Raw genomic sequence first — 22,766 nt, forward strand, 5'->3', positions numbered from 1 at the left:
TAGATGGAATTATCAAAAAGAGTGCAGGCAGTAGTCCCTTCAGCAACGTTAGCTCTCTCAACTAAAGCAAAACAGTTAAAAAAAGAAGGTCTTGATGTCGTCAATTTGACTGCTGGTGAACCTAATTTTCAAACGCCACAACATATCAAAAAAGCAGCGATCAAAGCGATCGAAGAAGGGCGTTCTGATTTTTATACCCCAGCGTTAGGGATCACAGAATTGCGTCAAAAGATCGCTGAGTACACAAATGAACAATACGGGACTCACTATGGGATCAAAAATACAGCTGTTACTGTAGGGGGGAAATTCTCACTTTATGCGATCGCCCAAACGATCTTAGATCCAGGTGATGAAGTTTTGATCCCGTTACCTTATTGGGTCAGTTACAGCGAACAAGTTAAGTTAGCTGGAGGCAAAGCAGTTTTTGTCTTACCAAAAGAAGGGCATTTGAAGATCACCCCAGCTCAGCTCGAACAAGCAAGAACAGACAAAACTAAAGCCGTGATCATCAATTCACCGCAAAATCCTTCAGGTGTGATCTATTCGCGTGCAGAATTAGAAGCACTTGGAAATTGGGCTGTGGAAAATAATATCTGGTTAATTGCTGATGACATGTATAATAAGTTAGTTTATAATGGAAACAGCTTTGTTTCTTTGGTCCAACTTTCAGATGCGATCAGAGAACAAACGATTTTGGTCAACGGTTTTTCCAAGACGTATTCGATGACAGGGTGGCGTGTTGGTTATACTTTAGCGCCTGAACCAGTGATCGCAAAACTCAAAGCTGTAGTCGGGCATGCGACAGGCAATCTAGCGGCTGTCAGTCAGTATGCAGCTTTAGAAGCGATCACAGGTGATCAAACTTGTGTCGAAGAGATGCGGGCTGAATACGAAGAGCGTTTAAATACTTTTTATCCGCTTATAAATGAGATCCCAGGCTTTTCGATGAAGGGTAAACCAGCAGGGGCTTTTTATCTTTTCCCAGATATTCGCGAAGCTTTAGAAAAAACAGGTTTTACTGATGCAGATCAATTTGCCCAAGCTTTACTAGGTGAAGCTTTTGTGGCAGTCGTACCAGGCGAAGCTTTTGGGATGCCAGGACATATTCGCTTGAGTTATGCAACTTCGATGCTAGATCTGGAAAAGGCTGCCCGTCGGATCAAAAAATTCGTTGAGCAACATAGTAAATAATTTAGGAGGTTTTTAAGTGGAAACTATCAGCATTATCAACGCTAAAGATCATGTCGACCAAAAAGTAAAGATCGGAGTTTGGTTGACAAATAAGCGTTCGAGCGGTAAGATCGCTTTCTTACAATTACGCGACGGAACAGCTTATTTTCAAGGAGTCGTTGTTAAAAATAATGTTTCTGAAGAAGTCTTCAAACTAGCTAAAGAAGTCAGACAAGAAGCAAGTATGTATGTTATCGGTACGATCCACGAAGATAAGCGGTCTCACTTTGGTTATGAGATCGAGATCGAAGATATTGAATTGGTAGGAGAAAGTGAAGACTACCCGATCACTCCTAAAGAACACGGGACAGACTTTTTGATGGATAACCGGCACTTATGGTTGCGATCTAAACGCCAATTTGCGATCATGCAGATCCGTAATGAAATGATCCGTGCAACATATGAATTTTTCAATAAGGAAGGTTTTATCAAGCTTGATTCCCCGATCTTAACGGGAAGTGCGCCAGAAGGGACGACAGAATTGTTCCACACTGAATATTTTGAAAAAGATGCTTATCTTTCTCAATCAGGTCAGCTTTATGCTGAAGCAGGGGCTATGGCATATGGCAAAGTCTTTACTTTTGGGCCAACTTTTAGAGCTGAAAAATCTAAAACAAGACGCCATTTGATCGAGTTTTGGATGATCGAACCAGAAATGGCTTTTATGCACCAAGAAGAAAGCTTAGAGATCCAAGAACGTTATATCGCTTATTTAGTTGAAAAAGTTCTAGAAAACTGCGATTATGAATTAGATATTTTAGGACGCGATAAAGAGGTGCTCAAACGTTATACTGAGCTACCTTACCCACGGATCTCTTATGATGAAGCGATCAAATTATTGCAAGACTCAGGCAAATTCCCAGACGTAAAATGGGGTGAAGACTTTGGTTCACCAGAAGAGACTTATTTAGCTGAACATTTCAGTAAGCCAGTCTTTGTCTTGAACTATCCAAAAGCGATCAAACCATTTTACATGAAACCTCACCCAACACGTGAAGATCTGGTGATCTGTGCTGACCTTTTAGCACCAGAAGGCTATGGTGAGATCATCGGCGGTTCAGAACGGGCGACAGATCCAGAATACTTAGCAGAACAGATCGAAAAAGCCGGTCTTAATAAAGCTGACTATGAATGGTATTTAGATCTTCGGCGTTACGGTAGTGTACCACACTCTGGTTTTGGTCTTGGATTAGAACGTGCAGTAACTTGGATCACGGGTGAAGATCATATTCGTGAGGCGATCCCATTCCCACGTTTATTGAATCGGATCTACCCATGATCGCTCAAAAAAAGCGGGACATGACATTTGTTATGTCCTGCTTTTTTGCCACTGAAAGGGAAAAATGATGGATGAAATATTGATGAGATATTTAGATGCTGGACAGGTGGTCGTGTCCAATCTATTATTACACAACTACCGCGATCTCGGTTTAGATGAGAGCGAATTTATTTTGATCTTACAGCTTTTAAGTCGCGACCAACAAGGAAAGACAGTCGACTTAAATGAGATCTCACAAGCGATGCATTTACAAGACAGCCAACTAGGTGAGGTCTTGCGCGGACTTTTAGAAAAGAAGATCTTACGTTTAGTGACAAAAACAGATGCTGCTGGGAAAAAATATGATAAGTATGACTTATCTCTTTTATATGCGAAGTTATTTAAATTCCAAAATGAGTTGCAAGAGAAACAAGTTGCAAAACAGACGCAAGCAGATGCTAAAAGTGTCTACCAAGGGATCGAAGTCGAATTTGGACGACCGCTTTCGCCAATGGAGCTTCAGACGATCGATCTTTGGTTAAATACGGAAAAATATCCACCCGAGTTGATCTTGCTCGCACTCAAAGAAGCAGTCTTGAACCAAGTTTATAATTTGAAATATATCGATCGGATCTTACTTAGCTGGGAAAAGCAAAATATCAAAACGAGTGCAGATGTCTTGCGTAATCAACAAAAAAGGCGTCATGCTTTTGAAAATACAGAAAGACCTAAGGAACGCGGAAATAGAGCTAAGCCAAGTATTCCAATGTATGATTGGTCAAAAGATGATTAAGATCAAGCGTTGAAAGGAATAAGAAAATGTTGAATAGTGAAGAAACAGTCAAAGCATTGAATGTGATGGGAGAAGTTTTTCCAAATGCAACGACCTCTTTGACAAAGACCGATCCTTTTCATTTTATGTTGTCAGTTATCTTAAGTGCCCAAGCGACTGATAAAGCCGTTAATTTAGTGACGCCAGCGTTATTTGAACGTTATAAGACGCCAGTTGACTTGGCAAATGCGAGTCTGCCAGAAGTTGAGAGTTACATCAAAACACTAGGACTTTACCGGAATAAAGCCCGTTTTCTAGTCAAATGTTCCCAAGAATTATTAGAACGTTTCAATGGTGTCGTACCGAAAACGCGTAAAGAATTGATGAGTTTGACTGGTGTCGGGCGTAAAACGGCCGATGTCGTTTTAGCTGAATGTTTTGGGATCCCAGCTTTTGCAGTTGATACACATGTGAGTCGGGTAGCGAAACGTTTGGCGATCGTGCCACCTGAAAGCGACGTTTTGACGATCGAGAAGATCTTGATGCAAAAAGTTCCTAAAGATCTATGGATCAAAGGTCATCATCGTATGATCTTTTGGGGACGTTATCAATGTATGGCCCGTAATCCTAAATGTGAAACTTGTCCTTTACTGGATATTTGTCAAGAGGGGCAGATTCGGGTGATGCGGTAAAAAACGAACAAAATATTTCATATGGTTAGAAAATAAACAAAAATACAAACAAAGTAATGAACTTTTAGTTGATCTATGATAAATTAATAGATGGCATAAAAATTATGAAGTGAGTTGAGAATTATTATGAAGAAACTAAAGGTCTATCGCCTGTCTTTAGGGTGGCAGATCATTATTGGTCTTTTATTAGGGATCGGTTTAGGTGTTGTTTTTACAGAAAATAAGAAATTTATTGCCTTTGCAAATGGTTTAGGCTCAACATTTATCAACATGATCTCGATGATCGTTTTACCGATCGTCTTTGCAAGCTTAGTTGTTGGGATCGCTAATATGGGTGATATCAAGAAACTAGGACGGATCGGCTTGAAAACATTGATCTATTTTGAAGTCCTTTCAACGATCGCCTTTATTACAGGCATGTTAGTTTCAAACTTTGCTAAGCTTGGGTATATGCTTGATCTAAGTAAGTTATCACAAGTTGATATTTCGACTTACGTCAAGACAGCTAAGCAAGCTTCGCATAGCGGGTTAGGTTCGATCTTGATGTCGATCGTTCCATCAAATTTCTTTGATGCATTGGCAACAGGACAAATGCTACCTGTGATCTTTTTCTCCTGTCTCTTTGGTCTAGGGATCGCAGCGATCGGAGAAAAAGGTAAGATCTTGTTACAGTTCTTCCAAGCTGTAGCTGAAGTCATGTTCAAGATAACTGGTTGGATCATGCATTTTGCTCCATTTGGGGTCGCAGGGTTGATCGGGGCCACTGTTGCTCAGTTAGGGCTAGAATCTTTACGACCATTAGGTTTATTTATTTTGATGTCTTATATCACGATGATCTTCTTTATCTTAGTTGTTTTAGGGATCACTTCACGTCTCTTTGGCTTTAGGATCATGGATCAATTACGCGTCGTTAAAGATGAATTAGTGCTAGCTTTCACAACGGCAAGTTCAGAAGTTACTTTGCCTCGTTTGATGGAAAAAACGCAAAAACTAGGGGTCGATCAAGCGATCAGTTCGTTTGTGATCCCAACAGGATATACGTTTAATTTAGACGGTTCGGCGATCTATCAATCATTAGCAGCGATCTTTTTAGTGCAAGCTTACCATATCAATTTATCTTTCTCACAGCAAGTAACGTTATTACTAGTATTGATGGTCACTTCAAAAGGAATGGCAGGGGTCCCAGGGGCGTCTTTTGTCGTCTTATTAGCTACGATCTCAACGGTCGGAGTTCCTGTCTCAGGACTGGCTTTGATCGCTGGTATCGATCGGTTAGTCGATATGGGCCGGACTGTTGTCAATGTTGCTGGTAATGTTACAGCTACATTGATCATAGGTAAGTCAGAAAAAGAATTTGATCAAGCAAAACATGATCGTTATGTCGCAACTTTTTATAAAAAGTAGATGAACTAAAAAACGGGGCTGGGAAAAAACTACTAGCCTGAACTAAAAATACCTGATCAAATCTCGTTTTTGAGAAATTTGATCAGGTATTTTTCTTTTATGCTTGTTTTCGGATCGTTTTTTCAAAAATCCTCCCCCTATTTCTTTGAATAGGTGCCATAATTTTGATATATTGATCGTCAAAAGTATCAGTCCGATCTCATTTCGAACTGCTTTCTCTCCTCTAACATGTACTCGGCGTACGCCAAAATTACCCTTCATATCTCCGAAAATGGTTTCAACATCTGTACGTCTTCTCGCGTAGATCTTTGAACCCTTTTCACTTGAAAGGTCTTCTGTGGCACTATTTTTAAAAAATTCCCAGTTATAATTTATGGCTTTAGTTCGCTGATAGCCTTTAGGCGTCTTAGCTAAGTTTTCAAGTTCTTTAGTAGCCTGGAAAATATCAGCTACATAAACTTTAAAGTTTCTTTTGAATCCATATTTGTCCACACTTGAACTGTATCTTTGAAACTTAAATACTACACCGTCAGGATCTATATAATAATCATCTTCTGCATGATATGTCCAATTTTTGATATTGCGTGGATCTTTTTTGTATTTACGACTCTGTTCTTTTTGATACATTGGATAGGGCATCAATGGGATCTTTTCAAACATATCAGTAACAGCCTGATAGTTAGCTTCATTCCCATATCCAGCGTCCGCCACTATATATTTGAATAGTTCTAAGTTAGTAAAAGATTTTAAAAATGGCACTAATGTCCGTGTGTCCGTTGGGTTAGGAAATATATCATAATGTAGGACAAAGCGACCGCTAGTCGCGATCTGTAAATTGTAAGCAGGCTTTAGTTGCCCATTTTTCATATGATCTTCCTTTAAACGCATAAAAGTAGCGTCATTATCTGTTTTTGAGAAGCTATTTCGTCCCTGAAAGATCTTCCTATTACGTTCGTATCTTTCTTTTCTTGGCAGAAGATCAGTTTGGAGTTTGCGTTTGATGCTTTTTAGTCTTCGACGAGCTCGCTTATTTTTTGAACCACCTTTTATGACTTTAGGTTCAGTAGCGATATCTTCTTCAATCGCATCTAATTTAAGATCGGTCCCCTTAATAAGCTCCTTTATCGCATCACTGGACCCCAGCATATCTTTTGAAATAGCGATATCAACTTGGTGTTGGATCAGCTCGTCATAGGTCTTAGCTACTCTTTCATCAAGCGACTTTTCAAACTTATCAGAAGCATTTTTCCAGGTAAAACTATAGCGATTAGCATCAGCTTCTAATTTAGTACCATCAATAAATAAAGCTTCATCGGCATCTAACATACCATTTTTAGATAGAAGCAAAGTAAACAGCACAAAGGTTTTTTCGATGATCTTTTTAGCATGATCACTTGACCGAAAGTTATTGATAGTCTTATAACTAACAGAAGTATTTCCACTTAACCACATCATTGGAAGATAGTATTGATTCAATTTAGCGATCTTTCTACCAGAAAAGACGGATTCAAGATAAGCAAATAAAGTCATTTTTAAAAGCATAGCTGGATGAAAAGCTGGACGACCGGTATGTGAAGTGTCCTCTAAAAGAATATCTTGGGGGATCGAATCAACAAAGCGACTGATCAAAACAGCAATATGATCATCAGGTAATTTCATTGAATAAGTGATATCTAATTCCAGCTCAGATGTGTTATAATTTTTATACATGGTAGGTCTCTCCTTTATTGGTTTTGGTCAACTTAATATTAGCAAGAGATCGATCATATGAAAAGGCTCACGTTGAAAAAAATTCGACGTGAGCCTCTTTCTTTATTAGAACTGAGTTTTTTCCCAGCCCCGTTTTTTGTTATGGATTGGCTGGTGGAGTTTGATTTTGCGGTTGCTCATTGCCACCGTTATTTTGGTTTTGAGCTGATTGATTCGACTGTGCACTAGAACTCGAGGACGGTTCCACTGAACTAGTCGAGCTAGCCGAACTTGATTCATTTGAACTTTGCGAAGAAGTCGACGATTGATTTTCACTTTCGTTTGAAGTAGAACTTGAGGAGGTCTCAGACGAGCGCGTAGAACTTTCGCTTGTGGATGAAGAAGTTTGACTTGTCTCAGAACTTGAAGCAGAGCTTGTCGAAGATCTTGAAGTAGAACTTGCTTTATCGACTAAGGAAGAACTTGGCGCTGCTGAACCAGCAAGATAAAGTTCACGAACTCCATTGATATAACGCGTATAGACATTACTTGGACGCTTCCAATCGGTATTTGATCTACCTTGGGAAACATAAGTCATAATGTCTTTATAAAGTAGAGAGGCTAAAGCGATCGAATTACTGTCGAGGTAATTTCCAGCTTCGTATTGATGGTCATAACCGACCCAGACTGAGATCGAATAGTTTTTAGTGTAACCATTGAACCAAGAATCCATGGCAGCGTTTGAAGGAAACTTATCTGCGATATCAGATGGATAAGCGTTCGTCCCAGTTTTACCAGCTTGGTAAAGACCGGCGATATTTGCCTTTGTTCCTGTTCCTTCAGGAGAGGTAAGCACGCCTTTTAGCATATCAGTGATCATGTAAGCTGTCGAAGACTGCATAACTTGTTTGCCAGTACTTGAAAATTCTTTTCGTTCACCATCACCAGTGACGATCTCCTTGATATATTGTGGTTCGTAATATGTCCCACCGTTGGCAAAGGAAGCGTAGGCTGCGGCATTTTGTAGGGTTGATGATGGTAAGCCGATCCCATTTTGATATTCAAGCGTCTTTTTATAATCAAAGCCCATTTTTGAAATGAAGTTTTGAGCCTTAGTGATCCCGACCGCTGAAAGAGCTCGGATCGCAGGAACATTTCGTGATTCGACCAATGCTTGGCGCATCGTCATGTTGCCTTTATATTGATGATCGAAGTCGTATAATTGGATATTTGTGCCTGGATAGACATAACTAGTATCTTTCAACATGTGATACGTAGCCCAATCTAGATATTCGATCGCAGGAGCATAGTCGAGTAACGGTTTAGCTGTCGAACCATTTGTACGATCAGTTTGGACAGCCCGGTTCAGACCAAAAGTAACATCGCCTGTTTTGCGTCCTCCCAGCATGGCGACCACGTTTCCGTTGTTGGGATCGATCACTGTTGTTGCGACTTGAAGTTGGTCGTCTGGGAAGTTGAGATATTCATCGGTATTTGCGATCTCGTAAAGGCGTTTTTGAACAGACATATCTAAGTTTGTGTAGATCTGTAAGCTATCTTTATATGGATCGTACCCTTTTTGACGTGCTTCTTGGATAACTTGTTTGATATACGGATCAGCGATCTTTTCAGTCGTAGTTGCTGTTTTCGTTGAAGATTTTTCAACTAGACCAGTTGTGACATTTTCGTTTTTAGCTTCATTTGCTTGAGTTTGACTGATCTTTTTATTAGCGACCATAGCATCTAAGACTTCGTTGCGTCGTTTTGTTGCAAGCTCAGGACTTGAATACGGATTATAAGATGAAGGTGCATTTGGGATCCCAGCGATCAAAGCTGTTTGAGCAAGATCGAGCTGATCAAGGGTCTTGCCAAAGTAATATTTAGCAGCTGTTTGCATCCCGTAGCAACCATCGCCCATAAAGACTTTATTGACATAAAATGTCAAGATCTGATCTTTGCTATATTGGCGATCGAGTTGTAAGGCTAGCCAAGCTTCTTGAGCTTTTCTTTTGAGAGTTTGATCAGAACGTTTAGTCGAGAAATAAGAAAGTTTGATCAACTGTTGGTCAAGCGTACTACCACCTTGAAGCCCCGCTGAAGAGCTTGAAGCATTTGACATGGCTGCTGCAACGATCCGCCACGGGTCGACACCATGATGTTGATAGAAACGACGGTCTTCGATCGAAACGACTGCATCTTTGAGTTGAGTCGGGATATTTTTTTCTGAGACATAAGTACGGTTCTCAGTTCCTAATGACATCAATTTTTTACCATTTGAGTCATAAATGACAGTCGAACCAGCACTTTCAAGCTGTTGTTCACTGAGCTTAGGTGCACTCCGCGCATAAGCAAAGAAAGTTAAGGCGCCGACTGTTATCGCTAAAACAAGAGCGGCGATCAAGGATAAAAGGATCTTTGACCACAGTGATCGTTTGCTTTTAGAAGATGATTGACTTTGTTTATTGCGTTTTAAACGACCATTTTTCTTCGGACCGTTTGTCCGTGAGTATTTAGGATTATTATTATCCATAAGATTACTGCTATGTCTTTACAAAAGACATAGTTTTCCTTTCATAAGATTTTTGGAGTTTGACTTTTTAAGGTTCATGCTCGAGTAAGTGATCAACATATTTTAAATAGGGGATCCGCGGATGGAGTCCATACTGGATCTCAAACCCTTCACTTGCGATCACGCTTTTAGGGATCGATTTAGAGCCAGTAAGGCGTTCGTCCCAGTAGCGAAAAAGAGTTTTAGCTGGAAGGAGAAATAGTTGATCGTGTTTAACGAACTTGATGATCGTAAAGCAGATCCCGGCTTGAGCTTGACAAGCTCGCATATGTTCAACTTGATGCTCATGGAAATTACTTAATGGAAAAGACGTTTTATTTTTAGTTTCTTTTGCCTCAAAATCTAAGTATTTTCCGTTATAGACTCCATTATAATCAGTCGTTGATGCCTGTTTGAAGTAGGCTTTTTGGATCACAGCAGCGCTACGCTTAGGATAATAGACATCTACGATCTGAACAGGAGTAGGTTTTTTATGAACAACAGCGATCCCAGTCTGAAGATAGAATTTATTGCTTTCGTTTATCTCGTCTTCTAGTGACATCCCTCGTTTACTATAGATAATATTTTTATGTCTGATCCTTTTAGCGGGATAGTCATTTTGCGTATAGGGATCGCCATTTGGATAATGAAAGACCATTAGCCATCACGCTACTATATAAAACGTTATCAAATATGTTCGTAAACTAGCGCGACCACATTTGAAAAAGAATCATATATTCCTTTCTTGAGTTTATTTGCTATCGGCAACACAAGCTAGTTTTAAGGTGCTTGGGCTGATAGTTTTTGGGTGGAGCACACTTTGTTCTTATACTGTGGCTGATAAATTTGAACTTATCTTTTGATTTATCAGCGATAAAGATCGGTCACAACGACATTACAAAACTAAAAAAGCATGTTTGTATATATCTCGATCAGCAGTTGTTAACTCCTATCCGATTTATTATAACATATTCATTGATAATTGGGCGAGAAGCCAATGGTTTTGACCACAGGAAGATAGCATGACTTCTCGTTATATATTGAAAGTTGAGCAGAATCTGCAAGAAGTGCTTTTGCATGCTATAAAACTGGTGTTACAAGCATCAGTTGATAGCTTGAGATGATTGGCGAGCCTCAGTTTCTTTTGTAAGCCACATATATGCTATTATAATAGCTAAAAATAGAGAAGAGGTGTAAAAATGCGTTTGTGGGTCACAGGCTATCGTAGCTACGAACTTGGGATCTTTAAAACAGATGATAAAAAGATCGAAGTTATCAAATATGCTTTGCGCCAATTATTTGAACGCAAATTAGACGAGGAACTAGAGTGGATCATTTCTGGGGGGCAGCTAGGAGTAGAACAGTGGGCTTTAGAAGCTGCACTAGATTTTACTAAAGAAAACATCAATGTAAAAACAGCTTTGATGTATCCTTACGCCGAATTTTCTAAAAATTGGAAAGAAGATAAGCAACTCAAATTATACGAATTAGAGCAGACTGTTGATTTTTCGGCCAGTGTCAGTGACAAACCCTACACTTCACCCGTTCAATTACGAAATTACCAACGATTTATGGTAGAACATACAGATCAAGCGGTCTTGCTTTATGATCCGGAATATCCAGGCAAAGCTAAATATGACCACGAATTTCTTCAAAAGACCGCCCATCCTTTTGAATTGATCGATATGTATCAATTACAAGATGCAGCAGAACAATATGCAGAACAACAAAGGATCGACTATGAGTAATAATTGTTGAGGATTGAAATTACTATACAAACAAATAAATATACTTTACAATAAAGGATATTTTTGATACACTAAGTAGTGTTATGAGTTAAGCTCCTAATATATAAATTGAGGTGTAGTTTCGATGGAAAATGTAAATCTTACGCCTAAGGACATCGTAAATAAACATTTTACTAAGGGCTTACGTGGGTATGACCAAAATGAAGTCGATGAATATCTTGATGCTGTTATTCAAGATTATGAAACTTATGCAAAAGAAGTGCAACGTCTTCAAATGGAAAATGACCGTTTAGTAAGTAAGGTCGATGAATTAACAAAACAAGTCGCTGTAGGTAACTCAGGTCAGACAACACGGCCAACAACAAATGTGGCGAATATGGATGTATTGAAACGTTTGTCCAATTTGGAACGGCACGTATTCGGTGCGCAACTCGATGATGAGAGTGACCGTAGTAATCGCTTTTAAATTAAGTTATTAATATAATGTGTAGTTTTCTGGTAATCGCGGTCTATTTGATATAGGCTGAGGAAAGTCCAAGCTTGCACAGGCTGAGATGCCTGTAGTGATCGTGCTTGCTGAAAAAATAAGGCAAGGTATCGTTTAGGCGGTAACGGCAGATAAAAGGGCTAAAGTCTTTGACCATGTCCGAGTAGTCTTGAAAAGTGCCACAGTGACGAAGCAATAGTGGAAACATTATTGGTGGAACGAGGTAAACCCCGCGAGCAGGTAACCCAAACTTTGGTAGGGGCGCTTCATGACGGAAATGAACTAATCATGGGGGTAAGTCGTATGACTTACAGATAGATGATTACCACCGATTCTAGCTCCCTGGGCTAGATGACGTACAGAACGTGGCTTATAGAGGACTACATATCAGGATAGCTAGGATAGAAGGTAACTTTTATCCTAGCTTTTTTAATATGAATATAATGAAAGGGGCTCCTAGTCAAAGATAAGCTAGGACAAATTAAAGTTATGAAACAATATGATTTGATCGCAACTTGTGCGGCAGGGATCGAAGCCGTTACGGGTAATGAATTGCGCCATCTAGGCTATGATGTAAAAGTTGAAAATGGGCGTGTCCGCTTTAAAGGAACGATCGCAGATATTTTAAAAACGAATCTTTGGTTACGAACAGCTGACCGTGTCAAAGTCATTGTCGGTGAATTTCGGGCGACGACATTTGACGAACTCTTTGAACGGACAAAAGCCCTTGCTTGGGAAGAGTATTTACCGTTAGATGCTAATTTTCCGGTAGCTGGAAAATCGCAAAAGTCGAAACTTCATAATGTTCCAAGTGTGCAAGCGATCGTGAAAAAAGCGATCGTTGAGAAATTATCCTTGATCTATCATCGACGTTCTTTTTTACCAGAAACAGGGGCTAAATACCCATTGGAAGTAGCTTTGAATAAGGACCGCGCTTTATTGACGTTGGATACAACGGGAAGTAGCTTATTCAAACGAGGCTACCGTCTTGAAAAAGGTGGCGCGCCATTGAAAGAAAATATGGCTGCCGCTCTTGTGTTGCTAGCTCGGTGGTATCCTGAAAAAACATTTGTCGATCCTGTATGTGGTTCTGGAACACTTCCGATCGAAGCGGCCATGATCGGACATAATATCGCACCAGGGATCAAACGTAATTTTGTTTGTGAAACATGGGACTGGATCCCTGATGAACTTGTTGAAGTACTGCGACAAGATGCGCAGGCACAAGTCAAATTCGATCAAGAACTCGATATTTGTGGTTACGATATTGACGGACGGATGATCGAGATCGCTCAAAAAAATGCTATTGCAGCAGGTGTTGACAAAAGTATCACTTTCAAACAGCTAGCAGTCAAAGACTTTAAAACAACTAAAGAATATGGTGTGATCGTTGCTAATCCACCATATGGTGAACGTTTGAGCGATGCTGCAGGAGTCCACCGTTTGTATCGTGAAATGGGTGATGTTTATCGTCCGTTAGAAACTTGGAGCAAATACATTTTGACAAGTGATCTAGAGTTTGAAAAATATTACGGACAAAAGGCTACCAAAAGACGTAAATTATACAATGGAACTTTGCGAACCGATCTTTTCCAATATTGGGGAAGACGTAAACCACGTGCTTAAGCATGGAGTGCTTGGAGGGCGAGATTGTGTGCGCCTTTATTTTGAGTATCGGGGATCCATTGATCGATGATCAAGGGAAGTTCAGCCCGCAATGCATTTAATTGAGTTAATTCCTCGGCAAAAGAGCGACTATAATTTTTTTCGAGGCTATCGATCACGATCTTACTATCGCTATAAAAAAGGAGCGTTTCAGCCGGAAAGTGTTTGCTTACTTCTGAAAAGCCGGCGATCGCAGCTTTAAACTCTGCTTGGTGATTGTTTTTGGCTGTTGTTTTTTGTTTGAGTTGATATTGATGTTCGTTGTGAACGATCAAGATCCCTAGACCGACCTGATCGTTTTTGATGGCTGCGTCAGTATATAATTTGATCATGATAAAACTCCCTTTAAATTTAGACTGTCTTCATTCTAAATTTTTATTAGATCTTGAGCAAGAGAAAGGTGTTTTGTAATTGAAACAAAAATTTTATTGTCAACCTGATATCCCTACGGCAGTCACTTGTTGGTCGTATACTTTGATGATATTTTTAACAAGTCTATTTTTATGGTTAGAGATCACAGTTTTTCAGATCTGGACGGCGATCAGCTTCGGTGTTTTTTTGCTAGTCGTAGTTCTCCAAGTCTTGAGGCGGAAATTGATCTTGACTGAAGATGAGATCGTGCTAAAAAATGTTTTAGCCCTTAATAATAAAACAATCAAATTTAAAGATATCAAACAAGTGTCACATACAAAATATCGGTTACAGATCAGTGATCGATTTCGAACTTATGAAGTTTTGATGCTACCTAAAAGTGTGACAAAAGCTTACGACGAACTTAAAAAGTTCGGTTTTTAAGTAGTCTTAAATGTTTATTGAAGGTATGATCCACTATTTTGGTGACAAAAGACGGATAATACTTTATACTGGAGATAAATCAATCAAAGGAAGGTCCTCATATAGTGAAAGATATTGAAATTGCACAACAAAGTGAGATGTTACCGATCGTTGAGGTCGCTAAAAAAGCTGGGTTAACTGAAGATGAGATCGAACAATACGGTCCGTATAAGGCGAAGATCAAATTACCGTTAGTACAAAAAGAAAAAACAAAACAAAAATTGATCTTAATGACAGCTGTCAATCCAACACCGGCTGGGGAAGGAAAGTCAACAGTAACGGTTGGTTTAGGTGATGCGCTTAGTTTATTAGGTAAAAAAACAATGATCGCTCTACGTGAACCGTCTTTAGGACCGGTAATGGGGATGAAAGGTGGTGCAACTGGAGGGGGCTATTCTCAAGTTGTACCAATGGAAGATATCAATCTTCATTTCACAGGCGATATGCATGCATTGACAACTGCTAATAATACGTTAGCTGCTTTAGTCGATAATCATATTTATCAAGGAAATAAATTGAATATCGATCAGCGGCGTGTTATTTGGAAACGTGTTTTAGATATCAATGATCGAGCTTTACGAAATATCGTGATCGGTCTTGGGGGGATCACCCAAGGTATTCCTCGTGAAGATGGATTTGATATCACAGTAGCTTCAGAAATGATGGCGATCTTATGTTTAGCTAAAGATATCGAGGATCTTAAAAAACGGATCGGAGCGATCGTAGTTGGCTATACATTTGACCGCAAACCAGTGACTGTTGATGAATTAGGTGTGACTGGGGCGATCGCACTCTTATTGAAGGATGCGTTGAAACCTAATTTAGTCCAAACGCTAGCTCATACACCAGCGATCGTTCATGGAGGACCATTTGCTAATATCGCACATGGATGTAACAGTGTTTTGGCAACAAGAACTGCACTTGAATTAGCTGATTATACGGTAACTGAGGCTGGCTTTGGAGCTGACCTTGGTGCAGAAAAGTTTTTAGATATCAAAGCGCCACAGTTAGGTAAATATCCAGATACGATCGTGATCGTTGCAACTGTTCGAGCCCTTAAGATGAACGGGGGGATCGCTAAAGATCAGCTTGATAAAGAAGATGTTGAAGCTTTGCAAAGAGGTTCTGAAAACTTAAAACGGCATATCAAGAGCATGAAACGCTATGGGATCCCGGTAGTTGTGGCGATCAACCAATTCACAGCTGATACAAAAGTTGAATTAGAGACATTAAAAGCGATCTGTGCGACTGTAGATACACCAGCAGTCGTAGCAGATGTTTGGGGTCAAGGTGGCAAAGGAGCATTGGAACTAGCTGAAGTTGTCGCAAAAACTTGTGAAAAACCTGTGCAAGTCCAAAAACTGTACGCTAGAGAAGACAGTTTAGAAGAAAAGATCACCAAGATCGTGACTGAGATCTATGGTGGAAAAGATGTTCAGTTGAGTCCGAAAGCTTTGCGACAACTAGCACAATTTAAAGAGCTTGGTTGGGATAAATTACCTGTCTGCATGGCCAAAACGCAATACTCACTATCAGATGATCCAAAAGCATTAGGTGCGCCGGTTGATTTTACGATCCATGTACGCGAATTTGTTCCTAAGTTAGGCGCTGGATTTATCGTAGCTTTGACAGGTAACGTTTTGACGATGCCAGGTCTACCTAAAGTTCCAGCGGCGATGGGAATGGATCTAGCTTCAGACGGTACAGTCACAGGACTTTACTAGGTCAAATGAGATAGGCTGTAGTTTAGACTACAGCTTTTTTGCTGATAAATATTGATGATTCAAAAGAAGGTTAGAAAAGATGCCACTATATATTTTGCTGATCGGGATGATAGTTTTACTTGATCAACTGATGAAATACTTTATTCAAGCAAATATTCCGTTAAATGTCAGTTATGAAGTTATTCCTGGAGTACTTTCGATCGGACATGTGCGTAATTATGGTGCTGCCTGGAGCATGATGTTAGGGCAACGCTGGTTTTTTATCGTGATCGGCTTGCTTGCGCTAGTTGTTTTAAGTTATTATTTGAAAAAATTGTATCAAAATTGGCTTTATGCTTTAGGGTTTGCATTTTTGATCAGTGGAACACTTGGAAATTTGCTCGACCGTTTACTAACGGGGTATGTTGTCGATATGTTCGAATTGGATTTTATCAATTTTCCCGTCTTTAATATTGCTGATTGTGCCTTGACGTTAGGAGTGATCGTTGTTTTGATCGCGATGATGCGAGATAAAGAAGGTCTATTTGTATAAGATAAAAGCATCATTCAAAAAAGGGCACATATTGTTTCGTTTAAACCTAAGGAGCGATAATTATGGATCTAACTAGATGCTAGAATACATTATTTTTGTTAGAACAGTAACTCTGATGATAATTGTTATGAAATTGACCTTGTTAGTACAAAGCAATACGGTGACGAATATGAAATAAAAGAGATGTCAGATACAGGGACGTTATTCTTACAGTAGGGTGATCACATGACAAAACTAAAAGATAAACTTGGTTTTAACCTCTTTTATTGGGACCGACACTTTAGCGAAGCGCTTGATCTGATGCAACAAAAAGGCGTGAAATATGCGCGTTTATATTGGGACTTTCAGAGTTACGAAATCAAAGATGATGCACTTGCTTGGCACTGGCGTGATGATGCGATCAAACAAGTCGTAGATCGAGGGATGATCCCAGTATTGCCATTTTCAGCTGGGGAGATCACAGGTGAGCGTACCTGGGTCGATGAGACTAGATCTTATTTTACGGTCGATGAGATCGCTAAGTTCAAAAAATTTATTACGCAAATAGTAGAGCGTTATAAGCAGTACAATATTATCTATGAGGCCTGGAACGAAGCCACCGGATCTTTTTGGGTCTGGTCGTGGCATGATGCGCAAAATGATCCTACGGTGATACGATCATACATGAACATGAATAGGTATATTGCACAACAAGTCAAAAAGATCGCACCTGATTCTTGGTTTTGCGATTTAAGTAGTGTGTACTATCCTAACGTACATGAACCCTTTGGAAACAATAAACTAGCTAAGGTCATCGAAGAGCTAAAAAAGGATGTCAAACAAACGGACTATATATCTTTTCATCCATATCCGTTGCAAAGTATAAATAACGGCATGCCAGAAACTCTGATACGTGATGGAAAGATCGACGATTTAGATATCCCGTTGATGTATACTGAGTTAGGCTATCCACTTGAAAAAAGTTGGCAAGGTGAATGGAATGTAGCTCAATCTGCCGATAAGCTCGTTAGGTTGTTATTGATATCTGATGCTATCGGTATCGATGCGATGATCCCGTATACTTTGCGTACTGGTCAGGACTATTCTTTAGCCAACAGTCGCAACAAACAACTAGAGCTAAATTATATCGGGCAAGCTGTTTTTGACTTGCTTGATGAACTAGGCGATCATACATTTATCCGACAAATAGACACAGGATCACACGTAGATTTTAGCGATGATCTATATGTACTCGAGTACCACAAGGGCGCTCAGTTAAAGATCGCGTATTGGACTCCAAAAGAGACGATCAGGCAACAAGTCACTTGGCAAGACTATAGACCAGAGCTAGTTTTTGAGACAAAAGTTAAATTTTTAAATTATAGCGATCTAGCTAAACAATAGTAGTAAAGAAGAGATGTAGCGCAATTGGCCGCAGTTGTAGAGCTTCATGTGGTCTTTTTAGAACAGGTTTTCTTGACTGAGTGGATAAGGATACGGTATGCGCGACAAATTGTACAAAACAACAAACGAGATCAGAAATACAAATCTGATTTATTCGGACAAACATTACGATACTAGAATAGACACGAAAAGCGCCACACTCCAAAAATATCGAGTGTGGCGCTTTTTTGTTGCAAAAAAATTAGGCTCTTTGTCAACCACTGTGTAAAGTTAAATTTTTTTAGAAGTTCCAAGATAGGTTTGAAGGTAAATGCGTGCTTTTAAATGATCAAAGTTTCTATATCCATAGGCAGTACGTTGTATCTGTTTGATCTTCCGATTGATCCCTTCCAAAGGACCGTTTGTGTAACGTGAATACATTGGATCTAAAGCAGATATGATCGCGTCTAAATTGTCAAAGAACGATAAAAGAACTTTTTCAGATTTAGTAGCTAAGGTACGCTTAATAAGGTACTTTTGATGAACTTCGTGAATACGTTGTTTAAAGATGTCTATTTTGTTTTTAGTTGGAGCGACGATGATCTCTAATAAACGTTGATAGTCCCAGTAAGCTTCATTAAAGGTTTGATCACCAACTTTAAGTCCCGAATTTACTAAGCGCTCTGAAGTAGTCCAAATTTTTAGTGAACGTTCATAAAATTGATGGGTACAATCTAGGTCGTCATAGCGTTTTAAGAATAATTTCCAATTCCGCTTAAATAGTTTGTAGTTTTTAGAGCTGCGTTCAAAGCTATTCATCAAATCAGTTCGCATAGAGTTAAGTGCTCGGTTAAGCATTTGAACTATATGAAAACGATCAATGATGATCTTAGCATTAGGGAATAGAGTTTTAGCAATATCAACGTAGTAAGAGTTTAGATCACAACTGACGGTGCGCACTAACTGTCTGACGGATTCCGGGAATTTCATAAAATACTTGATGATAGTATCTTTAAACCTATTAGGTAAGATAGTTTGGATAACATGATTATCCGAATCAAGGCAAATAAAATGATAGCCATTGTGAGTACCTCTAAATTCATCAAAGCAAAGATGGAGCGGTAAGAAATTGAAGTTATTCCGAAATTCAGAACGAGTATGAGATAACATACGGTTAACTGTTGAAGCAGAAACACCTTCTTCATAAGCGATCGTTTTAGCGGAAATGTCATGTCTTAGTTTAGTGGCAATCTTAGCTCTAAGTGAATAAGAGATCTGACAATTTGGAGGTAGGAGCGTAGTTTTGGCAGAAATAGTTGAATTACAATTGCGACAACGGATACGAGCTGAACGAGCTTGGATAGTAGTTTGATGAGTGGCGTTGACAGCTGGGATCCGAATGAGTCGTTTAGGAGTGTAACCATTACGGTAAAAGGTGGTAAAGCCACAATTAAAACAACGAAAGTTCGTTAATTCGTGAGGCAAGAAATTGATAGTAGCTTGAAAAACTTTATAAGAGATACCATTGATCTTTTCATCATAAGGTTCATTAAAGAAGTGAAGATGAGGATCACTAATATCAAGACAAGATTTAACTATCGAATCAACAGAATGTGTAGTATAATTTAAAGAGGTCATAATGTCACCATACTTTCTAATGATGTTTTCGTGGTTGTATACACAAGAGAAAAAGGTGCCATTATGGCTCTTTTTTTGTGTAAAAACTTTTATTTACATACCATATCAAAAAAGCTGTGTAATGAACAGATTATCATTACACAGCAAAAAGTATAGAGCCAAAAATTACCTCCTGACAAAAAGTCAGAAGGTAAGACTGGCTAGGTTGATTAGACCCATAACGAGATTAACTCGTTGCTCACACTTTCATATTAGAAAAATATTTTCTTTTTGTCAATACATAAAGTATAATTGTAGCGGTACATAGAAGCTGATTACTTCTAAGTTAAGTACCAGTTGCGAGGTGAAACTCGTCGCTCACAAAGTTAGTAGAATTAGTATTGGCAGTCCTTGTCGATCTAAATTCAGATATTATCTATGATTGGTTGAAAGACCGTCACTAGACGAAAAACGCCACACTCGAAAAAGATCGGGTGTGGCGCTTTTTTGCCATGTTAGAGGACATTTAGAGGACAAAATACCCCGAATCCCTTGGTATATCAATAATATCTAAGGAGAGTACAGGCTAGCTTTTAAGTTTTTAGATGAAATAATGACTATTAAATCTAGATTTATTAATAATACGAATGATTAAAAGAAACATTGAAAATTGAATTTGTTGTCCCTTTGTTGTCTTTTATAACTCATCTAACAATGATTCGATCTGATTGTCTGAACGTTGTTTATACTCGTCTATCAGATAAGCATATTTTTTTGCCGTGATCGTCATATCAGAATGACCCAATCTTTTACTTATAGCATACAGGTCAACCCCTTTAAAAAGCAAGTAGGCTACTTGAGAATGACGCAGTGAATGAAAGTGAAAGCTTGGTTTATCGATTTTTGCTTCACATAGTAACTTTTTAAGGGTCTTATTTATGCTGGTAGGAGTAGGGATGGTTTTATACTGATTTTCAAAGATCATTTCAGAATCATTTTGCTTTAGTTGTTCTAGAATATCTAGCAATTTTTTGTTTACTCTTATTGTACGATTACTTGCATTACTTTTAGTTTTCTTAAAGCCAGTCTTATACATATAGTCCCACGATTTATTGATGGAGATAGTTCGATCAGTAAAGTTTATATCTTTCCAAGTCAATGCAGATATTTCACCGATACGTGCACCCGTGTAGATACCAACTAAGATCATGTACCGACTTGTAAAATTTGGATTTAATTTAGCGAGCGTTACTGTAGTCAGGCGTTTAAGTTCATCAAGATTCAAGTATTCAATATCACGTTTTTCCGTTTTATAAGCTACCTCAACATTATAAGTGAAATCTTTGGTAATTATCTCATCTTGAATGGCTGAGCGCACGCATGCTCTGATGATGCTGTTTAATTTATAGACGGTCTCTTTAGATCTGCTTTTACCGTATTCATTGATAAATTTTTGGTAGGTGATCCGATCTATCTTGCTGATTTGAGAATCTTCAAAATATTCTTTCAAAAGTGAAGAAATATTCTTATAGCGTGCGTTAGAAATATCACTTAATTTGGGCTCTTTAAATGTTTTCCACCACTCGAAAAAGTATCTAGAAAAAGGGGTATCTTTCTTCAGATTGAAAACACCATTTTCTTGTGATTCGATCTTTGCTGCGTAGAGTTTGGCTTCATTTTTGGTTTCAAAACCGTTCTTTGACACTTGCTTTAGTTGTCCACTGCTGTCGCGTTTAGAGATAATAACTTTCCAGCCAGACTTTAATTTTCTATAACTTGCCATTTTATTACTCCTTTGCGAATGTATGTTCTTTTTTGTGTCTTATAAAACCCGCCACAGAGGACGGGATTGAAATTTATTCAAACCATTTAAAATCATAGCGTCTAAATACTCTGGATGTTCCAATTGGAACGCCTGCGTCATCAATCACATCTGTGGAGATACCTTGATGTACATCCTCATATTGATCAAGCTTATAATATTTTTGTATATAGCTATAAGTGAATCGCATAGCACTTCTCATGATACTTGTGCGCTCTTTTTTGCTTAAATTAAGAAATCCTTTGTAAACGTGAATATAAAGCCTTTTATCTTCTCCACTTTTATCGCTAGAATACTCTATTTTATCAATATAGTTAGTCCAAGCCCAAGCTTCGTCTGGAGTGCCGTCATCAGTGGGGTTACCATCCCCGTCTAACTCTCCTCTTGCCCAACCTTTAGCTTGTTTCAATCCAGCAGCAATATCCCTATTAACTTGTTTTTGTTTATTTACTTTCTTCTTAGGCTTTGAGGAACTAGAATTATTTTTTGAAGATTCACTACTTGATGAAGATTGTGAAGAGGAACTCTTTTCTTCAGATGCTGAATTTGTTTGTGTTGCTTCATCTGAATGAGTTTGATCAACCTTCAATGCGTAAAGTAAAGGAACTTTTTCCTTTTTATTCTTGACAGTTTTATATGTTTTTGTACCTTTTAATTTTCCGTAGACTGTTACTGGGTCATCTTCAGCTAAAGACGAATTTTTTTGAACAAGAGAAGAGAATTCCAAGTAGATGATATCGTTAGGATTATCATTTACAGAAAGAAGAGCACTAGAATCATCTACCATCTGTAAAATTTTTCCAGAGAAGGTTAGATCTTCATTTTTATATTTTTTGGTTTCTTTCGAGATATTCGCATACTCTACATTTTTATAAGCAGAAGGTTCTTTGATCTCAGTTCCTTTAGTTGGAGGAATAATAACTTTTATTTTAGAATTTATAGACTCTATATCAAAAGTAGCATCTTTCTTTTTATTGCCAAGATTTTTATCAGTGGACAAATAGTAAACAGATTCTTCACTATCGATAGAAGCAAGATAGGTGGAATAATTCCCGTTTTTATTGGCTTTTATGCTGGAAATAATAGAATAGTGTTTTGGGTCATTGCCATCCAAGTCGGCAAGAATATATATTTTTTGTTTTTTATCTGCTTTTCCTTTTACGGAATAATAATCTTGTCCATCCTCCGAGTAACCTTTGTTATTATCAACCTTTCCTTCAGAATCTAAATTTGATGCGGTTAATTCCTGAGCATTAACATGGATACTAAAGCAAAGTGCGATTAGAACTGTAGTAAAGAATAGTAAAATTCTTTTATATTTACTCATTCTGTCATCCCCTTTTTATTTCAGCTTTTAATGTCGTCAGTGTTTGGACGTATGA

Annotated in this window: 19 protein-coding genes and 1 other RNA gene; 13 read left to right on the forward strand and 7 right to left on the reverse strand. The window is 38.6% G+C overall.

Annotated features, from left to right (window positions below):
* The first annotated feature begins 3 nt into the window (after positions 1 to 3).
* The 5 genes from QFX10_RS07975 (at position 4) to QFX10_RS07995 (ending at position 5,356) form a co-directional block, all read left to right on the forward strand.
* A complete protein-coding gene (locus QFX10_RS07975) occupies positions 4 to 1,191 on the forward strand; it encodes a pyridoxal phosphate-dependent aminotransferase (protein ID WP_280605710.1) in 1,188 nt (395 codons plus the stop codon).
* Positions 1,192 to 1,207: 16 nt separating this feature from the next.
* Complete coding sequence (asnS, locus tag QFX10_RS07980; RefSeq protein WP_280605711.1) at positions 1,208 to 2,509, forward strand: asparagine--tRNA ligase; 1,302 nt, start codon at positions 1,208 to 1,210, stop codon at positions 2,507 to 2,509.
* Positions 2,510 to 2,573: 64 nt separating this feature from the next.
* A complete protein-coding gene (locus QFX10_RS07985; protein WP_280605712.1) occupies positions 2,574 to 3,281 on the forward strand; it encodes a DnaD domain-containing protein in 708 nt (235 codons plus the stop codon).
* Between the two features lie 26 nt (positions 3,282 to 3,307).
* Positions 3,308 to 3,952: an endonuclease III gene (gene nth / locus QFX10_RS07990; RefSeq protein WP_280605713.1), complete on the forward strand. Its 645-nt coding sequence runs from the start codon at positions 3,308 to 3,310 to the stop codon at positions 3,950 to 3,952.
* A gap of 126 nt (positions 3,953 to 4,078) precedes the next feature.
* A complete protein-coding gene (locus QFX10_RS07995; RefSeq protein WP_280605714.1) occupies positions 4,079 to 5,356 on the forward strand; it encodes a cation:dicarboxylate symporter family transporter in 1,278 nt (425 codons plus the stop codon).
* Positions 5,357 to 5,398: 42 nt separating this feature from the next.
* Here QFX10_RS07995 and QFX10_RS08000 read toward each other — a convergent pair whose 3' ends face one another.
* The 3 genes from QFX10_RS08000 to recU all read right to left on the reverse strand — a co-directional run bounded on the left by QFX10_RS08000 (position 5,399) and on the right by recU (position 10,251).
* Positions 5,399 to 7,066: an IS1182 family transposase gene (locus QFX10_RS08000; RefSeq protein ID WP_280605715.1), complete on the reverse strand. Its 1,668-nt coding sequence runs from the start codon at positions 7,064 to 7,066 to the stop codon at positions 5,399 to 5,401.
* Positions 7,067 to 7,205: 139 nt separating this feature from the next.
* Positions 7,206 to 9,575 carry a transglycosylase domain-containing protein gene (locus QFX10_RS08005; RefSeq protein ID WP_280605716.1) on the reverse strand — a complete coding sequence of 790 codons (2,370 nt, stop codon included), beginning with the start codon at positions 9,573 to 9,575 and terminating at the stop codon, positions 7,206 to 7,208.
* A gap of 67 nt (positions 9,576 to 9,642) precedes the next feature.
* Positions 9,643 to 10,251, reverse strand: a complete 609-nt coding sequence (gene recU / locus QFX10_RS08010; protein WP_280605717.1) for a Holliday junction resolvase RecU — start codon at positions 10,249 to 10,251, stop codon at positions 9,643 to 9,645.
* A 541-nt stretch (positions 10,252 to 10,792) separates the two neighbouring features.
* Between recU and QFX10_RS08015 the strand changes: the two genes are divergently transcribed.
* The 4 genes from QFX10_RS08015 (at position 10,793) to QFX10_RS08030 (ending at position 13,454) form a co-directional block, all read left to right on the forward strand.
* On the forward strand, positions 10,793 to 11,341 hold the full coding sequence (locus QFX10_RS08015) for an SLOG family protein (RefSeq protein WP_280605718.1): 549 nt from the start codon (positions 10,793 to 10,795) through the stop codon (positions 11,339 to 11,341).
* Positions 11,342 to 11,465: 124 nt separating this feature from the next.
* Positions 11,466 to 11,807 carry a cell division regulator GpsB gene (gpsB, locus tag QFX10_RS08020; RefSeq protein ID WP_280605719.1) on the forward strand — a complete coding sequence of 114 codons (342 nt, stop codon included), beginning with the start codon at positions 11,466 to 11,468 and terminating at the stop codon, positions 11,805 to 11,807.
* A gap of 24 nt (positions 11,808 to 11,831) precedes the next feature.
* Positions 11,832 to 12,206, forward strand: an RNA gene (gene rnpB, locus QFX10_RS08025) — RNase P RNA component class B.
* A gap of 111 nt (positions 12,207 to 12,317) precedes the next feature.
* Complete coding sequence (locus QFX10_RS08030) at positions 12,318 to 13,454, forward strand: THUMP domain-containing class I SAM-dependent RNA methyltransferase (protein ID WP_280605720.1); 1,137 nt, start codon at positions 12,318 to 12,320, stop codon at positions 13,452 to 13,454.
* On the opposite strand, the gene QFX10_RS08035 is transcribed toward QFX10_RS08030, so the two are convergent.
* Positions 13,451 to 13,825 (reverse strand): RNase H family protein, encoded by a 375-nt coding sequence (locus QFX10_RS08035; protein ID WP_280605721.1) that lies wholly within the window; start codon positions 13,823 to 13,825, stop codon positions 13,451 to 13,453. The genes QFX10_RS08030 and QFX10_RS08035 overlap by 4 nt on opposite strands.
* A gap of 79 nt (positions 13,826 to 13,904) precedes the next feature.
* Between QFX10_RS08035 and QFX10_RS08040 the strand changes: the two genes are divergently transcribed.
* From QFX10_RS08040 to QFX10_RS08055, 4 genes are all read left to right on the forward strand, one after another.
* Positions 13,905 to 14,288, forward strand: a complete 384-nt coding sequence (locus QFX10_RS08040) for an EbsA family protein (protein ID WP_280605722.1) — start codon at positions 13,905 to 13,907, stop codon at positions 14,286 to 14,288.
* Between the two features lie 104 nt (positions 14,289 to 14,392).
* Positions 14,393 to 16,051 (forward strand): formate--tetrahydrofolate ligase, encoded by a 1,659-nt coding sequence (locus QFX10_RS08045; protein WP_280605723.1) that lies wholly within the window; start codon positions 14,393 to 14,395, stop codon positions 16,049 to 16,051.
* Between the two features lie 79 nt (positions 16,052 to 16,130).
* Positions 16,131 to 16,583, forward strand: a complete 453-nt coding sequence (lspA, locus tag QFX10_RS08050; RefSeq protein WP_280605724.1) for a signal peptidase II — start codon at positions 16,131 to 16,133, stop codon at positions 16,581 to 16,583.
* 225 nt (positions 16,584 to 16,808) lie between these two features.
* Positions 16,809 to 17,966, forward strand: coding sequence for a cellulase family glycosylhydrolase (locus QFX10_RS08055; RefSeq protein ID WP_280605725.1), 1,158 nt, complete (start codon positions 16,809 to 16,811; stop codon positions 17,964 to 17,966).
* Positions 17,967 to 18,236: 270 nt separating this feature from the next.
* Here the strand turns inward: QFX10_RS08055 and QFX10_RS08060 are convergent, their stop codons facing one another.
* The 3 genes from QFX10_RS08060 to QFX10_RS08070 all read right to left on the reverse strand — a co-directional run bounded on the left by QFX10_RS08060 (position 18,237) and on the right by QFX10_RS08070 (position 22,711).
* Positions 18,237 to 19,583 (reverse strand): ISL3 family transposase, encoded by a 1,347-nt coding sequence (locus QFX10_RS08060; protein ID WP_280605726.1) that lies wholly within the window; start codon positions 19,581 to 19,583, stop codon positions 18,237 to 18,239.
* Positions 19,584 to 20,259: 676 nt separating this feature from the next.
* Positions 20,260 to 21,345, reverse strand: a complete 1,086-nt coding sequence (locus QFX10_RS08065; RefSeq protein WP_280605727.1) for a tyrosine-type recombinase/integrase — start codon at positions 21,343 to 21,345, stop codon at positions 20,260 to 20,262.
* Positions 21,346 to 21,418: 73 nt separating this feature from the next.
* Positions 21,419 to 22,711 carry a hypothetical protein gene (locus tag QFX10_RS08070; protein WP_280605728.1) on the reverse strand — a complete coding sequence of 431 codons (1,293 nt, stop codon included), beginning with the start codon at positions 22,709 to 22,711 and terminating at the stop codon, positions 21,419 to 21,421.
* Positions 22,712 to 22,766: the final 55 nt, after the last annotated feature.

The sequence above is a fragment of the Ligilactobacillus faecis genome, assembly GCF_029889745.1.
GTDB lineage: Bacteria > Bacillota > Bacilli > Lactobacillales > Lactobacillaceae > Ligilactobacillus > Ligilactobacillus faecis.